Genomic DNA, 21260 nt, shown 5'->3' on the forward strand with positions numbered 1-21260 from the left:
ATTTTACATCTTTAAAGCTTGTAATTGCTAGGTTGTTTTAAATTATTTACTTGCGTGTAATTTTAAGTGTACAAGATGGCTGATCGTGGCTAATACAGATGTAGCCCAAGCTATTAAACTTTTGTTCACTTTTGCATAGTATGTCTGCAATCGGTATCCAAGTTACTTGGGTATCACCCTGACACCGGTTTCGGGTTAATCCCAAAGAAGGTACTAATGGCTAAAGCAAGTAAATACACCTCCAAAACACCAGATGAAAATGGCGTTATACATTGGAGCGATGAAGAAAATAAAATTTGGTCTGAGCTCGTAGCGCGCCAACTTGCGTGCATTGAAGGCAAAGCCTGTAACGAATATATGGAAGGTTTAAAAAAAATAAACCTGCCACACGATCGTATTCCGCAACTTAGTGAGCTAAACGAAGTACTGCTAGCCACTACCGGTTGGCAAGTAGCGCCAGTGCCGGCACTTATCGACTTTGATGAGTTTTTTCGGTTACTGGCCAATAAGCAATTTCCGGTGGCGACTTTTATTCGTAGCCGGGATGAGTTTGATTACCTACAAGAACCCGATGTGTTTCATGAAATATTTGGTCACTGCGCTATGCTTACTAACCCTGATTTTGCAGAGTTTACGCATAAATACGGAAAACTTGGCTACGCGGCAGAGAAAAAAGATCGTGTATACCTAGCGCGCATGTACTGGTTTACCGTTGAATTTGGTTTAATGCAAACCGATAATGGTTTGCGTATATACGGCGGTGGTATTTTATCAAGCCCAGGAGAAACCCAGTACGTATACTCAAGCACGCCAGAAATTACGCCAATGAGTGTATTAGATGTGCTGCGTACCCCGTACCGAATTGATATTATGCAACCGCAGTACTACACCATAAATTCGATTCATGATCTGTTTGATATATCGCAAATGGATATAATGGCTTTGGTTGAACAAGCAAAAGAACTTGGCTTGCACGACCCAAAATTTTCACCAAAAGAAAAATTAGCTAGTTAACTTTAATATAAAAAGTAACGCTAAAGATAAGGATTTAAAATGTCTTCATTAAGTGCACAAAAATGCGAAGCCTGTCATGCCGATGCGCCAAAAGTATCAGACGAAGAGCTAGCGCAATTAATTACCAAAATCCCTGATTGGGTACCTGAAGTACGCGATGGCATTATGCAGCTTGAGCGTGTTTACAAATTTAAAAACTTTAAACAAGCTATTGCGTTTACTAACAAAGTAGGCGACATGGCTGAAGACGAAGGCCATCACCCAGGTTTATTAACCGAGTGGGGCAAAGTAACAGTTACTTGGTGGAGCCATTCAATTAAGGGACTACACAAAAACGATTTTATTTGCGCCGCTAAAACAGATGACGTATTTAACGCGCTGTAATACCAAACTAATTGAGCAAACCAACAAAGGCACTTATTTTTAAGTGCCTTTTTGCTTTTTAGGGAAAATAAAAGGCCAAACACAGGGAGCTTAGGCTAGGAGGCCGATATGGATTATTTAGCCCTTAACTATGTGATGCAGATAAGGGCTAAATTGGGTTAGCGCAAATTATTTGTCGGTGTTTAGCATTTCGTCATGCTCAGTCATATCCCAAGGAAGCTCGCCTGGGCTGTTATCTAAAAAGTGCAAATAGTTTTCAAATTGGTCGAGAATATCTTTCACAATATCATCTTCGCTATAGCCAAAAATATCATACGACAAACCACCACGGCGCAAGTATACCTCTGCACGACAATACGTTTCAGTGTTATCTGTTTCAGGTTTTAGCTCAGAGTGAACAAAACTTGGCATTGCATGCTCTGTTAACCTTATGTCGTATACAAAGTCCATATGTTCATGGCGTAAAACAGTTAAGTGCGCGCGACATAAGTCGGCATCAAATACTACTTCAGCATGCCATTGTCGAGATTTTAATTCGGCTTGCACTTCTTTCATCGCTTTAGTCACTACTTGGTCAATAAAGTTATGTACTTTGCTTTTGTTTGGGTAGTCGATCATGGCTGCTAAACGGCGCTTCCAATGCGATAAATTTAAGTTTCTGCCGTTTAAAGTATGTGCTTGTAAACTGGTATCGCGATGCCCTTCAATTACAAGCGCACGCCATAGGCCAACAGTGGCAATTAGCATAATAATAGCAAAGGGTAATGCACTGGCTATTGTCATAGTTTGCAGTGCGCTGAGCCCGCCTGCTAGTAATAAAGCTGCAGCAACCGCACCTTCAAGAACCGCCCAAAATACCCGCTGCCATGCAGGAGTGTTTGCATTACCACCTGAAGCTAATGAATCAATAACGAGTGAGCCAGAGTCAGACGAGGTAACAAAGAAGGTGATAATTAAGAATACCGTTAATAGCGAAATAAAGAATGACCAAGGTAATACTTCAAATAATTGAAATAGCGCTACGGCATGGTTCGCTTGCACATCAGTAATTAAAGTGTCTAAGCCTTCATTCATGATTAAATTGAGAGCCGTATCACCAAATATCGAAAACCATAAAAATGTGAATATGGTGGGCACTAACATTACCCCAACAACAAATTGCCTGATGGTGCGACCACGGCTAATTTTTGCGATAAACATACCCACAAAAGGTGCCCAGGCAATTGTCCAGCCAAATATAAATAAGGTCCAGTTACCTATCCAGTCGCTGCGACTATAAGCTTGCAAGTTAAAGGTACGCTCAACAATACCGCTTAAGTAACTGCCAGTATTTTGTAAAAAAGATTCTAAAATATGAATGCTAGGACCAATAAAAAATACAAACATCATTAAAGATATTGCCAAGGTCATATTCAAAATAGATAAGCGCTTAACGCCTTTATCCATACCTGCTACCACAGAGATGGTTGCTGCTGCGGTTATAATAGCAATGGCTGATATTTGCACTGTGGTATTTATAGGAATGCTTGGCCATAAATAATGTAGGCCCGCATTTATTTGCGTTACCGATAACCCCAAGGTCGTGGCTATACCAAATAGAGTACCTAAAATAGCAAATATATCGACCGCGTGACCAATTGGGCCATAAATTCTATCGCCAATTAAAGGATATAACGCTGAGCGAATTGATAGGGGCAAACCATGACGAAAAGCAAAGTAGGCAAGTACTAAACCTACAATTCCGTATATTGCCCATATATGAAATCCCCAATGGAAAAATGCAATTTGCATTGCTTGTTTAGCAGCGTTAACTGTTTCTGCCGCACCCGAAGGTGGAGATGCATAATGCAGTACAGGCTCAGCAACACCAAAGTAGAGCAGTGCAACACCGTAGCCTGCAGAAAATAACATAGCAAACCACTCTGCAAAGCTATATTGCGGCTCTGAGTGATCGGGCCCTAGTTTTATGTTTCCCCAACTAGAGGCGGCAACAGAGACTATAAATACTAAAAATATAGCGACAGATAACATATAAAACCAGCCAAAGGTTTCTGTTATCCAAGTAAGGGCGATACTGAATGCTTTACCAGCAAGTTCAGGGTTACTGCTCGTACCTATCACTAAAAGGAGAATGATGAATACGGCAGGCAAAAATACGGGGAGTAAAATAGTTGAGCGTAAAGCTTTTGTTGTCATATTAGTCCTTAATATTTATTGCTAACTTTAATGTATGCTTAACTACCTTATTATATTCTGGGTGTGCTTGGCTAATTTAATTACTTTTAGCTACTTCAAGTAAAGTAAACTGGTCTAAGCATTATTTATTCAAAGTACCTTTTTGCTTTTTTATTACATATTTAATAGCATGGTTAAAACAATTAAAAAAACAGCCTTAATGACCCTATCTCGTTATCACCTTGCAGCGCTAATTATTACAGTGACCTTTATAGACTCGATGTTTATTCCGCCTGTATTTGGCATACAGTGGCACAGCCAAAAATTTACCTATGAGTTGTCTACTTACCTAGTTTGGATAAAGCTGATATTGGTAAGTATTGCTACTTATGTGTTGATAAAAAGCATTAGTAAAACAAGCAAACATACTGTTCAAGAAAAATTAGTTAGCTTGCTATTGTTTATAATGGCAGGGTTACAAATTGTAGCACTTGGGCTTACATGTATTTGGTATGCCATTGTTGGCAGTCAAGCGCAATTTTATCAGCAGCAGGAAAATATAGTAGCGTATACCAGCGATGTAGGTGCATTTGGCAGTGCGTATCATCACTTTGGTTATCAGTGTGTGGGTGAATATGGTTTTTATACATACATGCCAATAGCCACTATCGATTGGTTACGGGACATGTCATTTTATGAGAAAAACAATCAGCTAATTATTCGTTATTATGATTTTAAAACGAAAAATCAGCAGGTAAAACAAATAGACTTACATGGCTTGAGTTGTAATGGGTGATTGTAATACACAATGCCGGCTAAATAAAAAGCGCTAAACCCACAAGGGCTTAGCGCTTTTAAATATACAATTAAAGTTCAGCTAAAACACTTAACTTTAAAGTGTCGTTGGGTTTCGCTGCGCTCTACCCAACCTACTTAACTATTCATCATCAATTGAGCGAAGCAGGGCGTTGATGCCTACTTTTTCGCGTGTTTGCTGATCTACTTTTTTCACTATAATTGCAGCGTACAGGCTGTGGCTACCGTCTTTTGATGGTAGTGCGCCAGGGACTACTACTGCGCCTGCTGGTACGCGGCCGTAGTGAATTTCACCGGTTTCACGGTCATAAATACGGGTACTTTGGCTGATGTAAACGCCCATTGAAATTACCGCGCCTTCTTCAACAATTACACCTTCTACTATTTCAGAGCGTGCGCCAATAAAACAGTTGTCTTCGATGATGGTTGGGTTGGCTTGTAATGGCTCTAAAACGCCGCCTATGCCTACGCCACCCGATAAGTGTACGTTCTTACCAATTTGTGCACACGAGCCTACAGTAGCCCATGTATCAACCATGGTGCCGTCGTCAACGTATGCGCCAATGTTTACATACGATGGCATAAGTACCACGTTTTTACCTACAAAGCTGCCTTTACGCGCAACAGCATTAGGCACTACGCGCATGCCGCCTTGTTTAAATTGCTCCGGCGTGTAGTCGCTAAATTTAAGTGGTACTTTGTCGTAAAACTGATTTACGCCATCGTCCATTGCTTGGTTTTCGCGAATACGGAACGACAGTAAAACCGCTTTTTTAAGCCATTGATGTACTACCCATTCACCCGATATTTTTTCAGCAACGCGTGCTGCGCCAGTGTCTAGCAGGTCAAGCGCGTCAATAATGGCTTGCTTTACTTCAACAGATACTGTGCTTGGGCTAATGCTATCGCGGTTATCCCAGGCGTTTTCGATCATCGTTTTTAAATCTGACATAGTGTCCTCTTATTCGGTTTCTGCGTTGAGTTTTTTACGCAATGCTTGATGAATTTTGGCTTGTTCTTCGTCTGTAAGTGCTTGGTACTCGTTATTAGAGACCACGAAGAAATCTTCTGCGCGCTGCCCCACTGTGGTGATACGCGCAGCGTGTATGTGTAATAAGTGTGCTTGAAAAACTTCGGCTATTTTAGTCAATAAACCGGGTATATCAATTGCTTGGATTTCAATTAGGCTGCGATCTTTACGCGGATGCGGGCGCAGCACAATTTTAGGTTTTATATTAAAGTCTTTAAAGCGTTGCGAGCGATTCTTTTTGAAGCGAATTTTTTTACGCGGCTCAAACAAGGCTTGCTCTAGGGCGCGTTTAATTGATTGTGCTCTGCCACTGGCAATTGGCTCGCCATTTACTTCTAAAATAACAAAGTTAAATAGTACGTAGCCATCTTTGGTGGTAAGTACTTGCGCGTGCTGTATTTGCGCCTTTTTAGAACCAATAACACTCACTAAGCGGGCAAATAAAGGCCCAGAGTAAGGGCTGTATACAAATACTTGGGTGCCACCGTGCATCGCTTTATTTGATACGATAACACTCGGTTGACTTAAATCTTCGCTATTAACTAAATGCTGGCTGTGCCATGAAATTTGCTGTTCGCTAAAAGCGGTAAAGTAATTGGCTTTAAAGCGGCTCCAAATTAAATCAATTTGGTCTTCCATGTAGCCTAAGTTGAGTAATCGCTGTTTAGCTTGATGCTTTTTGTCGCGAATTTGGTCGCGTTGATCCATTGGATTTTCAAGCCCTAAACGCAGTGCGTGTTGCGTATGTAAGTAAAGCTCACGCAGCAGGGTGTTTTTCCAATCGTTCCATAAATTGTCGTTGGTGGCACGTATATCGGCAACGGTTAAGCAATATAAATAATCAAGTTGGCGCTCTGTTTTTACTCGTGTGGCAAAGTCTTTAATAACTCCAGGGTCGTTTATATCTTTACGTTGTGCGGTAACCGACATAAGTAAATGATTACTAACCAGCCATGCGATTAGTTTACCATCGGCGACAGAAAAGGCATGTAACTTTGCAAAGGCTAGTGCGTCAACAGCGCCCAGCTCTGAGTGGTCGCCACCACGGCCTTTGGCTATGTCATGAAATATACCCGCTAAATAAAGTAGCTCAGGTTTATCCATACGAGTGACTATTTCACTACAAATAGGAAATTCGCTGACACCGGTTTTATCAAAGTACTGATAAATATTATTTATTAATCTGTGGGTGTGCTCATCTACTGTGTAGGCATGAAATAAGTCAAATTGCATTTGCCCAAATATGTTTCGCCACTGCGGTAAATAAGCAGCCAGCATGCCGTGTTTATGCATTAAGGTAAACGCACGGCCCATACCATTGGGGTGCTTTATAAGACGTAAAAAAGCTTCGCGACAGGCAGCGTAATCTTGTAAGTCGCCTAGTAAACGGCGGCGCACTTGGCGAATAGTGCGAATAGTGCTGGGATAAATGTGCGTTATTTCTGGGTTGTCGGCAATATGCTCAAATAACATAAAAAGCTGATCGCGCCTAAAAAATACCGATGGGCTTTTTACTTTAATTTGATTGCCAATACGCTCAAAATTGCGATCAAGCTCTTGAATAATAGGTTGATGGTGTTTTGGCGAAATACTTTGTTCAAAGTACGCCAGTAGCATCAGGTTTAGTTCGCGTACGCGGCTCATTATTCTAAACAAACGCTTCATCATGCGCTCAACTGACGATTTACCATCGCTACCAAACCCCAGAATTTCGGCGGCTTGCGGTTGGTGATCAAACAGTAAGCGGTTTTCTGAACGCCCAGCAGCCAAATGCAGCGCAAAACGAATATTCCATAAGTTTTCTAGGCACTCTGAAAGCTCTTGAAACTCTTCGTGAGTAAGGTAGCCATGGCTAATAAGCTCTTGTAGGGTTTCTGCTCTAAAGTGTTTTTTAGCAACCCAAATAATGGTTTGCAGATCGCGCAGGCCACCGGGGTTTTCTTTTATGTTAGGTTCGAGATTATACGCTGTGCCGTGGCATTTTCGGTGGCGTAAATGTTGCTCTTGTACTTTGGCTAAAAAAAACTCATTTGAGCGCCACACTGGCGTGTCAATTATGTGGTTTTTTAGCTTTTCAAATTCTATATGATTACCAAAAATAAGCCGGCTTTCTAATAAGCTGGTGGCAAAGGTAACGTCTTCACGCTTTTGCTCTATGGCTTGCGCTATAGTGCGAACACTGTGCCCAATCTCTAAATTGAGATCCCAAAGCATGGTAACAAACTGACCTATTTTTTCGCTGATTTCAGCGTTTGGTTGTTGTGTTACTAGTAGCAAAAAGTCGATGTCGGAATAGGGGTGTAATTCACCTCGTCCATAACCACCTACGGCTATAAGTGCTAGGTCGGGTTCGTGCGCTAAATCATAAACATGAAACAGTTTGATCAGCAAACGATCTATGAATTCAGCCCTGGCATTAATTAAATTACCAACCGGTTGTTTAGAAAACTCATTAAAAAGCCATTTATAAAAATAGCTAGAACAATCGCGATAATCACTAAGTTGCTCTGCGTCGCTAAGCAACTTTTTTACTTTGTTGGGTAATGCCACCGGGGCTGATTCCTTATTTATACGAGTTCATTTTGATAAATAAATAGCTATCAAGTTGAACGGGTATTTTAATGCTCAATGATCCTGTCGATTGTATCATCTGATCGTAGCGTTAAAATTTCAACACCATTTTCAGTTACTAACAAAGTATGTTCCCACTGGGCTGACAAGCTACGGTCACGTGTAACCACAGTCCAATCATCTTTAAGTAGTTTACATTGGCGTTTGCCCGCATTGACCATAGGCTCAATAGTTAAACACATGCCGGCTTTTAATACTTCGCCAGTACCTGCTTTGCCATAGTGCATTACTTGTGGCTCTTCGTGAAACCCTGCGCCAATACCATGGCCACAGTATTCACGAACAATTGAGTAGTTGAAGCTTTCAGCATATTTTTGAATTGCTTCGCCAATATCGCCTAAACGCACACCTGGTTTTACCATTTTAATGGCAAGGTAGAGGCTTTCTTGTGTTACTTCTGCAAGGCGTTTACCTTGAATGTTAGGGGTACCAACATGGAACATTTTAGAAGTGTCGCCGTGGTAGCCATCTTTAATTATGGTAACGTCAATATTAATACTGTCGCCATCTTTTAATGGCTTTTCGTTTGGAATACCATGGCAAATAACATGGTTTACAGAGATACAAACTGATTTTGGAAAACCATGATAATTTAATGGAGCAGGGATTGCTTGTTGCACATTAACAATATAATCATGACAAATTGTATTTAGCTCATCGGTGGTCACGCCCGGCACTACATATGGGCCGATCATTTCAAGTACATCTGCCGCTAAGCGCCCAGCTACGCGCATTTTCTCTATTTCTTCAGGGGTCTTAATAATAGCGCTCATTGAAGCTCCAAAGTTGAGTTTTTAACATTTATCGTCGCACAATTTTTGCACGCGATGTTGAGTATTTAATTTTAATATGGTATAAAGCGCGCCGTCTTTTTACAAATAAATTCTTTAATGATTTTTTGTATTTAAGGCAAACACAATTTTATTTTAACACACACACGTATCGTCACATACACTTGGGTGCATTAGAAGTTTAAATATTTCGGTGTTGGTGCTATGGGATATGTGGAGGCCTAACCCTAAACAACTATAGAGGATCTATAAAATGGCAAACGTTTCAATGCGCGATATGCTTCAAGCTGGTGTTCACTTTGGTCACCAAGCACGTTACTGGAACCCTAAGATGAAGCCTTTCATCTTCGGCACACGTAACCGTGTACATATCATCAACCTTGAGCAAACTGTACCAATGTTCAACACTGCACTTAAGTTTTTATCTGGTGCTGCTGCAAACAAAGGTAAAGTTCTTTTCGTTGGTACTAAGCGTGCAGCAAGCGAAGCAGTGAAAGAATCTGCAATCGCAAGCGACCAGTACTATGTAAACCACCGTTGGTTAGGTGGCATGTTGACTAACTGGAAAACAGTTCGTCAATCAATCAAGCGTCTTAAAGACCTTGAAATACAAAGCCAAGACGGTACTTTCGAGAAGTTAACTAAGAAAGAAACGTTAATGCTTAACCGCGAAATGGAAAAGCTTGAGAAGAGCCTTGGCGGAATCAAGAACATGGGCGGTCTTCCAGACGCGCTTTTCGTTATTGATGCTGACCACGAGCACATTGCTATCCGTGAAGCTAACAACCTAGGTATTCCGGTTGTTGCAATTGTTGATACTAACTCGAACCCAGATGGCGTTGATTTCATCGTACCTGGTAACGATGATGCTATCCGTGCGGTAAGTCTTTACACTAACGCTGTTGCAACTGCGATCACTGAAGGCCGTGAGAACACACTTGTTGCTCAAGCTGAAAAAGACGATTTCGTAGAAGCTGAGTAATTAGCTGTCTTCAAGTCTTCATCTTTTAAAGGTGAAGACTTGCTATTCTTGTAGAGCGGGTAACCCGCTTATCTAAACCTGATTCAGATTTGAGGAATTACTAATGGCTGTAACTACTGCCCTAGTTAAAGAATTACGCGAGCGTACTGGCGCTGGCATGATGGATTGTAAAAAAGCGTTAACTGAAACTGATGGCGACATCGAGTTAGCGATTGAAAACATGCGTAAAAGTGGCGCGGCTAAAGCAGCTAAAAAAGCAGGCAATATCGCTGCTGAAGGCGCTATCATTATCAAGAAAAATGGTAATGTTGCAGTGCTAGTTGAAGTTAACTGTCAAACAGACTTCGTAGCTAAAGACGTAAGCTTTTTAGCGTTTGCTGATAAAGTAGCAGAAGCTGCAATTGCAGACACTGTGACTATCGAAGACTTACAAGCTAAGTTTGAAGAAGCACGCGTTGAGCTAGTAACTAAAATTGGTGAAAACATTAACGTACGTCGTCTACAGTACATCACGGGTGAAAACCTAGTTGAGTACCGTCATGGTGATCGTATTGGTGTTGTTGTTGCTGGTGTTGCTGATGAAGAAACACTTAAGCACGTTGCAATGCACGTTGCTGCATCAAGCCCTGAGTACTTAACTCCTTCAGACGTTCCTGCTGATGTTGTAGCTAAAGAACAACAAGTACAAATCGAAATCGCGATGAATGAAGGCAAATCTGCTGAAATCGCTGAGAAGATGGTTGTTGGCCGCATGAAAAAATTCACTGGTGAGGTTTCTCTTACTGGTCAAGCTTTCATCATGGAACCTAAGAAAACTGTTGGCGAAATTCTTAAAGAGAAAAACGCAACAGTTACTAGCTTCGTACGTGTAGAAGTTGGTGAAGGTATCGAAAGAAAAGAAGAAGATTTTGCTGCTGAAGTTGCTGCACAAATCGCTGCTGCTAAAGCTAAATAAGATTAACTATTTGTGTAGGGAGTAAAAAAGACATGCAATTAATGTGTTATTTGCTTTTGCTTCACAGCTAGAAATTCTTTAAAATAACCGCGCTTTTATGTTTAACATAAGCGCGGTTATTTTTTATCCATTTTTTATAAAAGTTGGCCCCAATACTATGACTATCAATCGTAAACCTATTTTTAGACGCGTTCTTCTCAAATTAAGCGGTGAAGCTTTAATGGGAGATGAAGGCTTTGGCATCGACCCTAAAGTGTTAGACCGCATGGCTCAAGAAATTAAAGAGCTCGTAGAGCTCGACGTAGAAGTGGGTTTAGTTATTGGCGGTGGAAATTTTTTACGCGGTGGCTCGTTAGCAGAAGCAGGCATGAATCGTGTTGTTGGCGATCACATGGGTATGCTTGCAACCGTAATGAATGGTTTGGCAATGCGTGATGCGCTGCATCGTGCATTTGTAAACTGTCGTTTAATGTCGGCTATTCCACTTCATGGTATGTGTGATGCGTACAATTGGGCTGAAGCAATTAGTTTATTAAAAACGGGCCGCGTAGTTATTTTTGCAGCCGGTACGGGTAACCCATTTTTCACTACCGACTCAGCAGCCTGTTTACGTGGTATCGAAATTGAAGCCGATACGGTAATTAAAGCGACTAAAGTAGATGGCGTTTACAGTGATGACCCAGTTAAAAATCCAGATGCGACACTTTATCGTCATTTAAGTTACAATGAGATAATTGAGAAAGAATTGAAAGTAATGGATTTAGCGGCATTTACATTAGCACGCGATCATAATATGCCATTGAGCGTATTTAATATGAATAAATCAGGCGCATTAAAACGTGTTATTATGGGTGAAGAAGAGGGAACCCTTATTTCTTCACAAGCCTCAGATGAAGTAATTAAATAGATTAGGATTAAACTGTGATTAACGATATTCAAAAAGATGCGCAAGAGCGCATGCAAAAGAGTGTAGCAGCACTGGGCAGCCAGTTATCTAAGATTCGTACTGGTCGTGCTCATCCTGCATTGCTAGATGGTATTATGGTGTCGTATTATGGCTCGCCAACACCGTTAAACCAAGTTGCTAACGTAACAATTGAAGATTCACGTACACTGGCTATTGGTGTATTTGATAAGTCACTTGCGCAAGCGGTAGAAAAAGCAATAATGGCATCTGACTTAGGTTTAAACCCTATGTCAGCAGGTTCAGTTATTCGTGTACCATTGCCAGCATTGACTGAAGAACGTCGTAAAAACTTAATTAAAATTGTTCGTGGTGAAGTTGAAGGCGGTCGTGTTGCAGTACGTAACATTCGTCGTGACGCGAATGGCGATTTTAAAAACTTATTGAAAGATAAAGATATTTCTGAAGATGAAGCGCGTCAAGCTGAAGAAGCAATTCAAAAGATGACCGATAAATTCATTAAAGAAATGGATACTCAATTAGCAGCTAAAGAAGCTGAGTTGATGGAAATCTAAAAAACTAATACGCTGCACTTGGGGTAATAGATTGAACCTATTGCAAGTAAATTCAACGCAGTTAGCGTTAAAAATAGCCACTTGAAATAGATTTATTATCCCGAGTACAGGTTAAATTTATTAGTTTTGAAACGCCGGCTGGGGTATACTAGGCGGCGTTTTTTTATGGAATACTCAATATTTATGGTTCTAGATGCTGACACAATTTCACAGCAATGTTTACCTAAACATGTAGCTATCATCATGGATGGTAACGGGCGTTGGGCGCAAGCCAGAAATAGACCGCGTGTGTTTGGGCATAAAAAAGGTGTGGACGCAGTTCGTCAATCTGTACAGTTTTGTACTAAATTAGGGATACAATCGTTAACCTTATTTGCTTTTAGTAGTGAGAACTGGCGTCGACCTGAAGACGAAGTAAAAACGTTAATGGAGCTTTTTTTATTTGTACTTAGTAAAGAAGTTAAAAAGCTGCATAAAAACAATGTAAAACTGACCATTATTGGAGACTTATCGCGGTTTTCTGAAAGCTTACGCAGTAAAGTAGATACTGCTCAAAAGCTTACAGCAAATAATACCGGGCTGCATTTAAATGTTGCTGCAAATTACGGTGGACGTTGGGATATGGCTAATGCTGCTAAACAACTTGCAGAGCAAGTTGCACAGGGGCAATTAGACCCAGCCGATATTACAGAAGAGCGTATATCACAGTACATGAGTATGGCAGATCAGGCCGAGCCTGATTTACTAATTCGTACTGGTGGCGATGTCAGAATTAGTAACTTTTTACTCTGGCAAGCAGCTTACGCTGAACTTTACTTTACCGACACACTGTGGCCTGATTTTAATGAAGCAGCATTTGCTGAGGCCATAGCGTGTTACGTTGCCAGAGAGCGACGATTTGGTTGTACGGGCGAACAAATAAAACAATTACTCGCTCAAACCTAAATAGAATAAGGGTCATAATTTTGTTAAAACAACGCATTCTAACCTCACTCGTGCTAGCACCATTAGCGCTTGCTTTGGTTTTTTACACCCCACTGACATTATTTAGTTATTTTGCGGGTGCAATTGTATTAATGGGCGCATGGGAATGGTCTGCTTTTATGGGGCTGTGCAATAAACTTAAGCGCAGCGCTTTTGTACTTTTAGTTGCCGCTTTGCTAGCGTTACTAAACCTGCACTGGCCAATCGAATCACTTTGGCAAGATGGCAAATTAGTTGGTGATGCAAATTACTTATTTACGCTGTCGTTTGCATGGTGGATTGTTGCTAGTTATTTAGTATGGCGCTACCCAGAAATGGCTAAAGCATGGAACGAAGGCATAGTAATGCGCGGTATTGCCGGATTACTAACGTTAGTGCCTTTATGGTTAGCCCTAAATACGCTGCGCAGTGCGCAATATACCGAATCTAGTCATTTTGGCTCTATGCTTATTTTAGTGGTTTTAGGAATCGTATGGAGCGCCGATATTGGTGCCTACTTTACAGGTAAAAGCTTTGGTAAGCGTAAGCTCATGCCAAAAGTAAGCCCAAATAAAACTATTGAAGGTTTAGCCGGTGGCGTTGTCGCTGCAGTTATATTTGTGCTTACATTTTGTCATTTTACCGACGTAGATTTAATTGTATGGCCAATTTACGCCATTATGACTGTGTTTATTGCCTTGTTTTCAGCGGTGGGTGATTTGCTTGAAAGCATGTTTAAACGCGAAGCAGGACTTAAAGACAGCGGTAATTGCTTGCCAGGACATGGCGGGATTTTAGATCGTATTGATAGCCTAACCGCAGCCGCACCTATGTTTGTAATGTGTTATGCGTGGACTTTGAGTTTATGAGTGAAAAGCAGCAACTGGTAATTCTAGGGGCTACAGGCTCTATTGGCCTTAATACCTTAGATGTTGTGGCAAGAAATACTCAGCAGTTTAGTGTTTTTGCATTAGCTGCTGGGAAAAATGCTAAAAAAATGGCTGAGCTATGCATTGCGCATCAGCCACGCTATGGCGTTATGGCAACACAAAGCGCTGCTAAGCAATTGTCGTTATATTTAAGTAATACGCCATGTAAAACGCGGGTAATGCATGGTGAGCAGGCTATGAGCGAGCTGTGTGGGCATCCAGAGGTTGATGCTGTCATGTCGGCAATTGTCGGTGCTGCAGGGTTATTGCCGACGTTAAGCGCAGTAGAAGCCGGAAAAAAAGTACTGCTCGCCAATAAAGAATCTTTGGTAATGTCGGGTCAGTTGTTTATTGATAAAGTAAAACAACACAAAGCGACATTGCTACCAATAGACAGTGAACATAACGCTATTTTTCAATGTTTACCGTACTCTCTACAAAATGCGCAAGGCGATCAACACCTGCAATCTCATGGCGTAAGTAAAATATTACTTACCGGCTCAGGCGGCCCATTTTTAACCCGTGATATAAATACCCTTAAAGATGTAACCATAGCAGAAGCCGTGGCGCACCCTAATTGGTCTATGGGACAAAAAATATCGGTAGATTCAGCCACCATGATGAACAAAGGGCTTGAGTTTATTGAAGCTAAATGGCTGTTTAACTGCGACCCGAGTGATATTGATGTGGTTATTCATCCACAGAGTATAATTCATTCTATGGTGCAATATCACGACGGCTCAATTTTAGCGCAAATGGGTAACCCTGATATGCGTACCCCAATTGCCCATGCATTAGCTTACCCTGAGCGCATAAATGCAGGGGTTAAGCCGTTAAACTTTTCAGATATTAGTGACTTTTCGTTCACTAAACCTGACTTTTCTCGTTACCCTAATTTACAACTAGCGATTGATGCGTGTAGCGCAGGGCAAGGCGCAACAACGACAGTGAATGCCGCAAACGAGATCGCGGTAAGTGCATTTTTAAATGGTGAAATTGGTTTTACCGATATATACACAATAAATGCACAGACTCTCGAAGCGGCCACGTACACCAATGTGCAAAGCTTAGATGAAATTTTAGAGTGCGATAGATTAGCGCGTTTAAGCGCATCGCAGTTTATAACAAAAGTGACGTATTAATATGTTCGATTTTTTTTGGAATCTCGGCTCATTTATTTTAGCGCTGGGCATTTTAGTTACAGTACATGAATACGGCCACTTTTGGGTGGCGCGTAAAGCCGGCGTTAAAGTGCTGCGCTTTTCTATCGGCTTTGGTAAACCATTGCTAAAATGGCGTGATAAATACGATACCGAGTACGTTATAGCAGCCATACCTTTGGGTGGTTATGTAAAAATGCTCGATGAGCGGGTTGATGAAGTACCTGCAAATCAGCGTCATTTGTCGTTTAATGCTAAGTCGGTACAAGCGCGTATAGCGATTGTTGCTGCGGGGCCCGTTGCTAACTTTATATTTGCTATATTTGCACTTGCCGTTATGTATATGGTGGGTGTGCAATCAGTAAAACCTGTTGTTGGCAGTGTGGTTGAAGGCAGTCGTGCAGCGCAAGCGGGATTAATGCCTAGCCAACAAATTATTAAAATTGGTGATGATGAAATTACCACCTGGCAAGACGCAACCTTTGCGCTTATGTCGAGTTTAGGTGATAAAAGCGTTGCAGTAACTGTACGTAACGAAAACTATCAGCAGCAAACAAAAATGCTCAATTTAGACGGCTGGAAACTTGATCAGCAAGACGTGCCACCATTGAGCTCTCTAGGCATAGTACCATTTAGGCCACAAGCAACACTTAGTATTGCTGCGGTTACTAAAAGCTCTGCTGCAGAGCTGGCAGGGTTAAAAATAAATGATACTATTGTGGCTGTAAATGGCGAAACAATAAGCAATTGGCAGCAATTAGTTAATCTTATTACCCAATCGGCTAACAAATCATTACAATTTAGTGTAAAAAGACAAGACACTATAAAAATAATATCGGTAATACCTCAAGCTAGGGTTAACGCTCAGGGCATAGAGCAAGGCTTTTTAGGGGTTGCACCAATAGTAGAAAAATGGCCGCAAGGTTATATAGAAACTAGACATTATGGCCCGCTCGATAGTATTGTGCGAGGTAGTAAAGAAACGTGGCGATTAATTACCCTTAGCTTTGATATGATAGGTAATTTAATTACAGGCCAGATTTCGGTTAAAAATTTAAGTGGCCCAGTAGGCATTGCCGTAGGCGCGGGGACTAGCGTAAGCTACGGTTTCGTTGCGTTTTTAAGCTTTTTAGCACTGATCAGTGTTAACTTGGGTGTATTTAATTTATTGCCCTTGCCAGTGCTTGATGGCGGACACTTAATGTATTACATAATTGAACTTTTTCGTAAAAAGCCAGTCTCTGAAAAGACACAAGAGTTTGGTTTTAAAGTGGGTGCGTTACTACTCATTTTTTTAACATGTTTCGCTTTGTTCAATGATGTATCGCGTTTGTCGTTTTAACGTGACAATGACTAATTAGAACCACGATTGTACAGCTCGTAAATTTACTTTTCGATGCTAAGCGGTAATACAGTTGTAAAGGATAAATATAATAAAATGGCTATAAAAAAACATTTGGTAGTTTCAAGTTTATTGGGTGCAAGCTTTGCAGCCCTAGGCCAAAACTCCTTTATTGTTGAAGATCTCAAAGTTGAGGGTTTACAGCGTGTAGCACTGGGTGCTGCATTAACGCATATTCCTATTAACGTGGGCGATAATGTTGATGAGTACACGATTTCAAAAACAATCAAGTCTCTCTACCGCTCAGGTCACTTTGACAATATAAAAGCGCTACGCGACGGTAATAACGTTGTTTTTAAAGTAACTGAACGCCCAACAATTAGCTTTATTGAGTTTGATGGCAATAAAGATATTAAAGATGAGCAGCTTAATCAGTCACTTGATCAGCAAAATATTCGCCAAGGCGAGCCACTAGATAAAACCGTTATTGATAATATAGAAAAAGGCTTAACTGAATTTTTCCACAGTATTGGTAAATACAACGCTAAAGTTGATATTAGTATCACTAAACTGCCGCGTAACCGGGTTAAACTTAAATTAAAATTTGATGAAGGTGATGCTGCATCAATTCGTCAAATTAACTTGGTAGGTAATGAACTTTTTTCTAATGAAGAGCTATTACAACTGGCTGAGTCGCAACAAGACTTAGCTTGGTGGCAGTTTATGGGCAGCGACCGCTACCAAAAACAAACCATTGAAGGCGATTTAGAAAAAATTCGTAGCTTTTATTTAGACCGTGGTTACCTACGTTTTAACATAGACTCGACCCAAGTGTCGGTTAGCCCAGAGCGTGAGTCTGTATACGTTACAGCTAACGTAACAGAAGGGGTTAAATATAAAGTTAAAGGTTTTGACTTTATTGGTGACTTACTTGGTCGCGAAGACTTAATTAAAAGTGTTATTCCACTACGAGCGGGTGAGTTATATAACGGCTCAGTGGTTACCTCTTCAGAAGAATTTATAAAAAGCTACTTAGCGCGTTTTGGTTATGCCAATGCTGAAGTACGCACAATTCCGCAAATTGATGACGAAAATCAAGAAGTACAACTAACCTTATCGGTTAACCCTGGTAAGCGTGTTTATGTGCGCCGGATTATTGTTGGTGGTAACCAAAGTACTGCAGATGAAGTGCTACGCCGCGAAATGACACAGCTTGAAGGCGCATGGTTATCTAACCAAAGCTTGGAGCGTTCAAAATTACAAATTCAGCGTTTACCTTATATGGAAAAAGTTGATTTTAACGTTGTGCCAGTCCCAGGTGTTGATGACCAAGTAGATGTTGATTTTACTGTAAAAGAGCAGTCGGCTGGTAGCTTTAATGCCGGCTTAGCGTACGGCTCATACCTAGGTTTACAGTTTAATATTGGTGTAACAGAATCTAACTTTTTAGGTACTGGTAATCAAATAGGCTTTAATATTAATACCTCGCGTGGTTCTGAGCGTGTGAGCGTGTCTTATACCGACCCATACTTCACGCCAGATGGCGTATCGCAAGGTAGCAGTATTTTTTACAGTAACTACGATGCAAGTAAGTTTAGTTTGATCGACTATAAGTCGAAAAGCTATGGATTGGGGACTAATATAGGCTTCCCAATTGATGCGGTTAACCGCATTAACTTTGGTGTTCGTTGGATTCAAGAAGAGCTTTCAGATATTGCAGAGTACGAGCAAACGCGTGTACTGCGTGAAACCTTCTTAGACCAAGACAACCCAGATGCTGGTTTTGACTTTACTAAATATGAGTTAAGTGCTGGCTGGTCTCGCGTTACGGTAAACCGTGGTTTATTCCCAACAGCGGGCTCACGTCAAACGCTAAACTTAACAGCAACAACGCCGAATTCTGACTTAAAATACTTTAAGTTAAACTATGATTCGCGTTTTTACTGGCCAATATCGAACGACCATCGCTGGGTGTTCTCAACCCGTGCGGCGTTAGGTTACGGTAATGGTTATGGCTCAACTAACGGCTACGACCAAGTACTGCCATTCCAAGAATACTTCCGTATTACTGAAATGGAACTACGTGGTTTTGACCGAAATACAATTTTACCACGCGCAATTGCACGTATACCGCAATCAATTCCGGGTACACCTTTACCAGACGGCTCAACCACAGGTAATATAGGCGGCTCATCTGAATTTGATGTGCTAGTACCACAAGGTCGAATTGGTGGTAATGCTAAAGCGGTAGCAGGTATGGAATTAATTGTACCTACACCGTTTTTAGATGAAGAAAATACCAGCTCAGTACGTACCAGTTTCTTTGTTGATGCTGCTAACGTATGGGATACCGAGTTTAACGTAGACCGTTACCAAAATTTAGCAGCCGATGAGCGAGCTAAATTAGATGATTACTCTGATCCAATGCGTTTTAGGGTTTCAACCGGTTTATCATTACAGTGGATCTCTCCAATGGGTCCAATGCTGATTAGTTTTGCGTATCCATTGCAAAAAGAAGAAGATGACGATACGAAGACTATCAGTTTTAATATTAGTAACAGCTTTTAAAGGAGTTTTTTGTGAATAAATTATTTAAATCAACGGCAGTAGCTGTTTTAGCAACACTTATGATGGGCACCTCGGTAAGTGCATTTGCACATAAAGTAGGTATTGTAGACATGCAAGAAATCTACAAGCAAATACCACAAATGGCTAAAATTGAGCAATCTCTACAAACTGAGTTTGCAGAGCGCCGTCAAGAGTTAGAAAAGCTACAAGGCGATATTCGCTTTGAAGCTGAAAAGTTCAAGCGTGAAAGTACCACTATGAGCCAAGCGCAAAAAGATAAACTGCGTGACAAAATTCAGGGTATGCAAAAAAACCTTGCTGAAGTAGGTCGTCCTCTTGAGCAAGAAATTAAAGCACGCCAAAACCAAGAGCTTGCAAAAGTGCAGGGTTTAATTATCAAAACAATTGAAGACATTGCTAAAGATGGCGACTTTGATGAAGTTAAAGTTAAAGATACAACTATTTACTTTAACCCTAAAAAAGTAACTGATCTTTCTAATAAAGTAGTTGCTGCAGTGAGTAAGAAATAATTAAGTTATGCAAAATTATACGCTTTCGCAAATAGCGGAACTTCTAAGCGCCGAGCTGCAAGGTGATGGCGCTTTAGAAATAACAAAAATAGCAACACTTGCACATGCCCGCTCAGGGCATATTGCATTTTTAGCGAATAAGAAATATCGCTCGCAACTTGAAGTGACTCAAGCCAGTGCTGTCATTGTTAGTGAAGCAGATGCTCCTTACTTTAACGGCAATAAACTAATAGTTGCAAATCCGTATGTAAGTTACGCCAAGCTTGCGCAATTAATGGATACGACGCCACGCTCTGCCGCAACAGGCATTCATCCAAGCGCGGTTGTTCACCCAAATGCGACAGTAAGTAAAAGTGCCGCTATTGGCGCTAATACGGTAATTGAAAGCAATGCAATAATTAACGATAACGTACAAATTGGTCCGAACAGTTTTATTGGTGAAGGTGTTAAAATAGGCTCAGGCACTAAGCTTTGGTCGAATGTAACTATTTATCATAATGTTGAAATTGGCTCAGATTGTTTGTTGCAAGCCAATAGCGTTATAGGTAGTGATGGTTTTGGTTATGCTAATGAGCGTGGGCAATGGATTAAAATTCCTCAGCTTGGCTCTGTTATTATTGGTGATAAAGTTGAAATTGGCGCAAGTACTACAATTGATCGTGGTGCACTTGACGATACTATTATCCATAGTAATGTAATTATTGATAACCAATGCCAAATAGCACATAACGTTGAAGTTAACTCAGGCACAGCTATTGCTGGTTGTACTGTACTTGCTGGTAGCGTCACCATAGGTAAAAACTGCCAAATTGGCGGCATGACAGCAATTAATGGTCACATGAGCGTCTGTGATGGTGTTATAATTACGGGTATGAGTATGGTGACAAAATCAATCACCGAGCCAGGTATCTATTCATCTGGTATACCTCATACTACAAACAAAGAATGGCGTAAATCAATCGCTCACTTGCGTAACCTTTCTGAAATGAAAAGCCGTATTAAAGCACTTGAGCAATTAAATAAGCCATAAACGTTGAACACTAATGAGGATGCTATTTTGGCAAACGAATTAAATAGCCTTGATATTCAAGAAATTTTAAGTTTATTACCGCATCGCTACCCGATGTTATTAGTTGATAGAGTAATTGACTTTACACCTGGCAAATCTTTGCATGCTATTAAAAATGTGACTATAAACGAACCCATTTTTACCGGGCATTTCCCAAATCAGCCAATTTTTCCGGGTGTATTAATATTAGAAGCCATGGCTCAAGCAACTGGGTTACTTGGCTTTAAAACGGTTGAAAACCGTAGCGAAAATGAATTGTATTTGTTTGCAGCTGTAGATAATGCACGTTTTAAAAAACCAGTACTTCCTGGTGATACTATGCATTTACATGTTGAGTTTTTAAAAGAACGTCGTAATTTATGGAAGTTTGCAGCAGAAGCAAAAGTCGATGGCAAGCTAGTATGTAGCGCCGAAATTATGTGTGCGAGAAGAGAGTTTTAAT

The 21260-nt window shown here is 40.8% G+C and carries 19 protein-coding genes; 15 read left to right on the top strand and 4 right to left on the bottom strand.

What is annotated here, in order from left to right:
- The first annotated feature begins 216 nt into the window (after positions 1-216).
- Positions 217-1014: a phenylalanine 4-monooxygenase gene (gene phhA, locus HC000_RS09525; RefSeq protein ID WP_011328701.1), complete on the top strand. Its 798-nt coding sequence runs from the start codon at positions 217-219 to the stop codon at positions 1012-1014.
- Positions 1015-1053: 39 nt separating this feature from the next.
- Positions 1054-1398 (top strand): 4a-hydroxytetrahydrobiopterin dehydratase, encoded by a 345-nt coding sequence (locus tag HC000_RS09530; protein ID WP_011328700.1) that lies wholly within the window; start codon positions 1054-1056, stop codon positions 1396-1398.
- 168 nt (positions 1399-1566) lie between these two features.
- Here HC000_RS09530 and HC000_RS09535 read toward each other — a convergent pair whose 3' ends face one another.
- Positions 1567-3594 (bottom strand): BCCT family transporter, encoded by a 2028-nt coding sequence (locus HC000_RS09535; RefSeq protein ID WP_089368559.1) that lies wholly within the window; start codon positions 3592-3594, stop codon positions 1567-1569.
- A 199-nt stretch (positions 3595-3793) separates the two neighbouring features.
- Between HC000_RS09535 and HC000_RS09540 the strand changes: the two genes are divergently transcribed.
- Complete coding sequence (locus tag HC000_RS09540) at positions 3794-4369, top strand: hypothetical protein (protein WP_179807535.1); 576 nt, start codon at positions 3794-3796, stop codon at positions 4367-4369.
- A 141-nt stretch (positions 4370-4510) separates the two neighbouring features.
- Here HC000_RS09540 and dapD read toward each other — a convergent pair whose 3' ends face one another.
- From dapD to map, 3 genes are all read right to left on the bottom strand, one after another.
- Positions 4511-5341 carry a 2,3,4,5-tetrahydropyridine-2,6-dicarboxylate N-succinyltransferase gene (gene dapD, locus HC000_RS09545; protein ID WP_179807536.1) on the bottom strand — a complete coding sequence of 277 codons (831 nt, stop codon included), beginning with the start codon at positions 5339-5341 and terminating at the stop codon, positions 4511-4513.
- Between the two features lie 9 nt (positions 5342-5350).
- Positions 5351-7969, bottom strand: a complete 2619-nt coding sequence (gene glnD / locus HC000_RS09550; RefSeq protein ID WP_011328696.1) for a [protein-PII] uridylyltransferase — start codon at positions 7967-7969, stop codon at positions 5351-5353.
- 68 nt (positions 7970-8037) lie between these two features.
- Positions 8038-8823 (bottom strand): type I methionyl aminopeptidase, encoded by a 786-nt coding sequence (gene map / locus HC000_RS09555; RefSeq protein WP_179807537.1) that lies wholly within the window; start codon positions 8821-8823, stop codon positions 8038-8040.
- A gap of 271 nt (positions 8824-9094) precedes the next feature.
- Between map and rpsB the strand changes: the two genes are divergently transcribed.
- From rpsB to fabZ, 12 genes are all read left to right on the top strand, one after another.
- Complete coding sequence (gene rpsB / locus HC000_RS09560; protein ID WP_011328694.1) at positions 9095-9823, top strand: 30S ribosomal protein S2; 729 nt, start codon at positions 9095-9097, stop codon at positions 9821-9823.
- 103 nt (positions 9824-9926) lie between these two features.
- Positions 9927-10778, top strand: a complete 852-nt coding sequence (gene tsf / locus HC000_RS09565; protein ID WP_011328693.1) for a translation elongation factor Ts — start codon at positions 9927-9929, stop codon at positions 10776-10778.
- Positions 10779-10935: 157 nt separating this feature from the next.
- Complete coding sequence (pyrH, locus tag HC000_RS09570) at positions 10936-11685, top strand: UMP kinase (RefSeq protein ID WP_011328692.1); 750 nt, start codon at positions 10936-10938, stop codon at positions 11683-11685.
- Positions 11686-11699: 14 nt separating this feature from the next.
- Positions 11700-12257: a ribosome recycling factor gene (frr, locus tag HC000_RS09575; protein WP_041454498.1), complete on the top strand. Its 558-nt coding sequence runs from the start codon at positions 11700-11702 to the stop codon at positions 12255-12257.
- 165 nt (positions 12258-12422) lie between these two features.
- Entirely contained in the window at positions 12423-13202 is a 780-nt protein-coding gene (locus tag HC000_RS09580; RefSeq protein WP_179807538.1) for an isoprenyl transferase, read from the top strand.
- 20 nt (positions 13203-13222) lie between these two features.
- The gene (locus tag HC000_RS09585) at positions 13223-14089 is read left to right on the top strand and encodes a phosphatidate cytidylyltransferase (RefSeq protein ID WP_011328689.1); all 867 of its coding nucleotides are present in this window, start codon (positions 13223-13225) and stop codon (positions 14087-14089) included.
- Entirely contained in the window at positions 14086-15291 is a 1206-nt protein-coding gene (gene ispC / locus HC000_RS09590; RefSeq protein ID WP_179807539.1) for a 1-deoxy-D-xylulose-5-phosphate reductoisomerase, read from the top strand. Before HC000_RS09585 ends, ispC begins: the two co-directional genes overlap by 4 nt.
- A 1-nt stretch (position 15292) precedes the next feature.
- On the top strand, positions 15293-16651 hold the full coding sequence (gene rseP / locus HC000_RS09595) for a sigma E protease regulator RseP (RefSeq protein ID WP_011328687.1): 1359 nt from the start codon (positions 15293-15295) through the stop codon (positions 16649-16651).
- A gap of 96 nt (positions 16652-16747) precedes the next feature.
- Positions 16748-19219 (top strand): outer membrane protein assembly factor BamA, encoded by a 2472-nt coding sequence (gene bamA, locus HC000_RS09600; RefSeq protein WP_179807540.1) that lies wholly within the window; start codon positions 16748-16750, stop codon positions 19217-19219.
- Between the two features lie 11 nt (positions 19220-19230).
- The gene (locus HC000_RS09605) at positions 19231-19749 is read left to right on the top strand and encodes an OmpH family outer membrane protein (protein WP_041454497.1); all 519 of its coding nucleotides are present in this window, start codon (positions 19231-19233) and stop codon (positions 19747-19749) included.
- A gap of 7 nt (positions 19750-19756) precedes the next feature.
- Positions 19757-20779, top strand: coding sequence for a UDP-3-O-(3-hydroxymyristoyl)glucosamine N-acyltransferase (gene lpxD, locus HC000_RS09610; protein ID WP_011328684.1), 1023 nt, complete (start codon positions 19757-19759; stop codon positions 20777-20779).
- Positions 20780-20806: 27 nt separating this feature from the next.
- On the top strand, positions 20807-21259 hold the full coding sequence (fabZ, locus tag HC000_RS09615; RefSeq protein WP_011328683.1) for a 3-hydroxyacyl-ACP dehydratase FabZ: 453 nt from the start codon (positions 20807-20809) through the stop codon (positions 21257-21259).
- Position 21260 lies beyond the last annotated feature (1 nt).

This window comes from Pseudoalteromonas sp. MIP2626 (genome assembly GCF_013414205.1).
GTDB classification, from domain to species: Bacteria; Pseudomonadota; Gammaproteobacteria; order Enterobacterales; family Alteromonadaceae; genus Pseudoalteromonas; species Pseudoalteromonas nigrifaciens.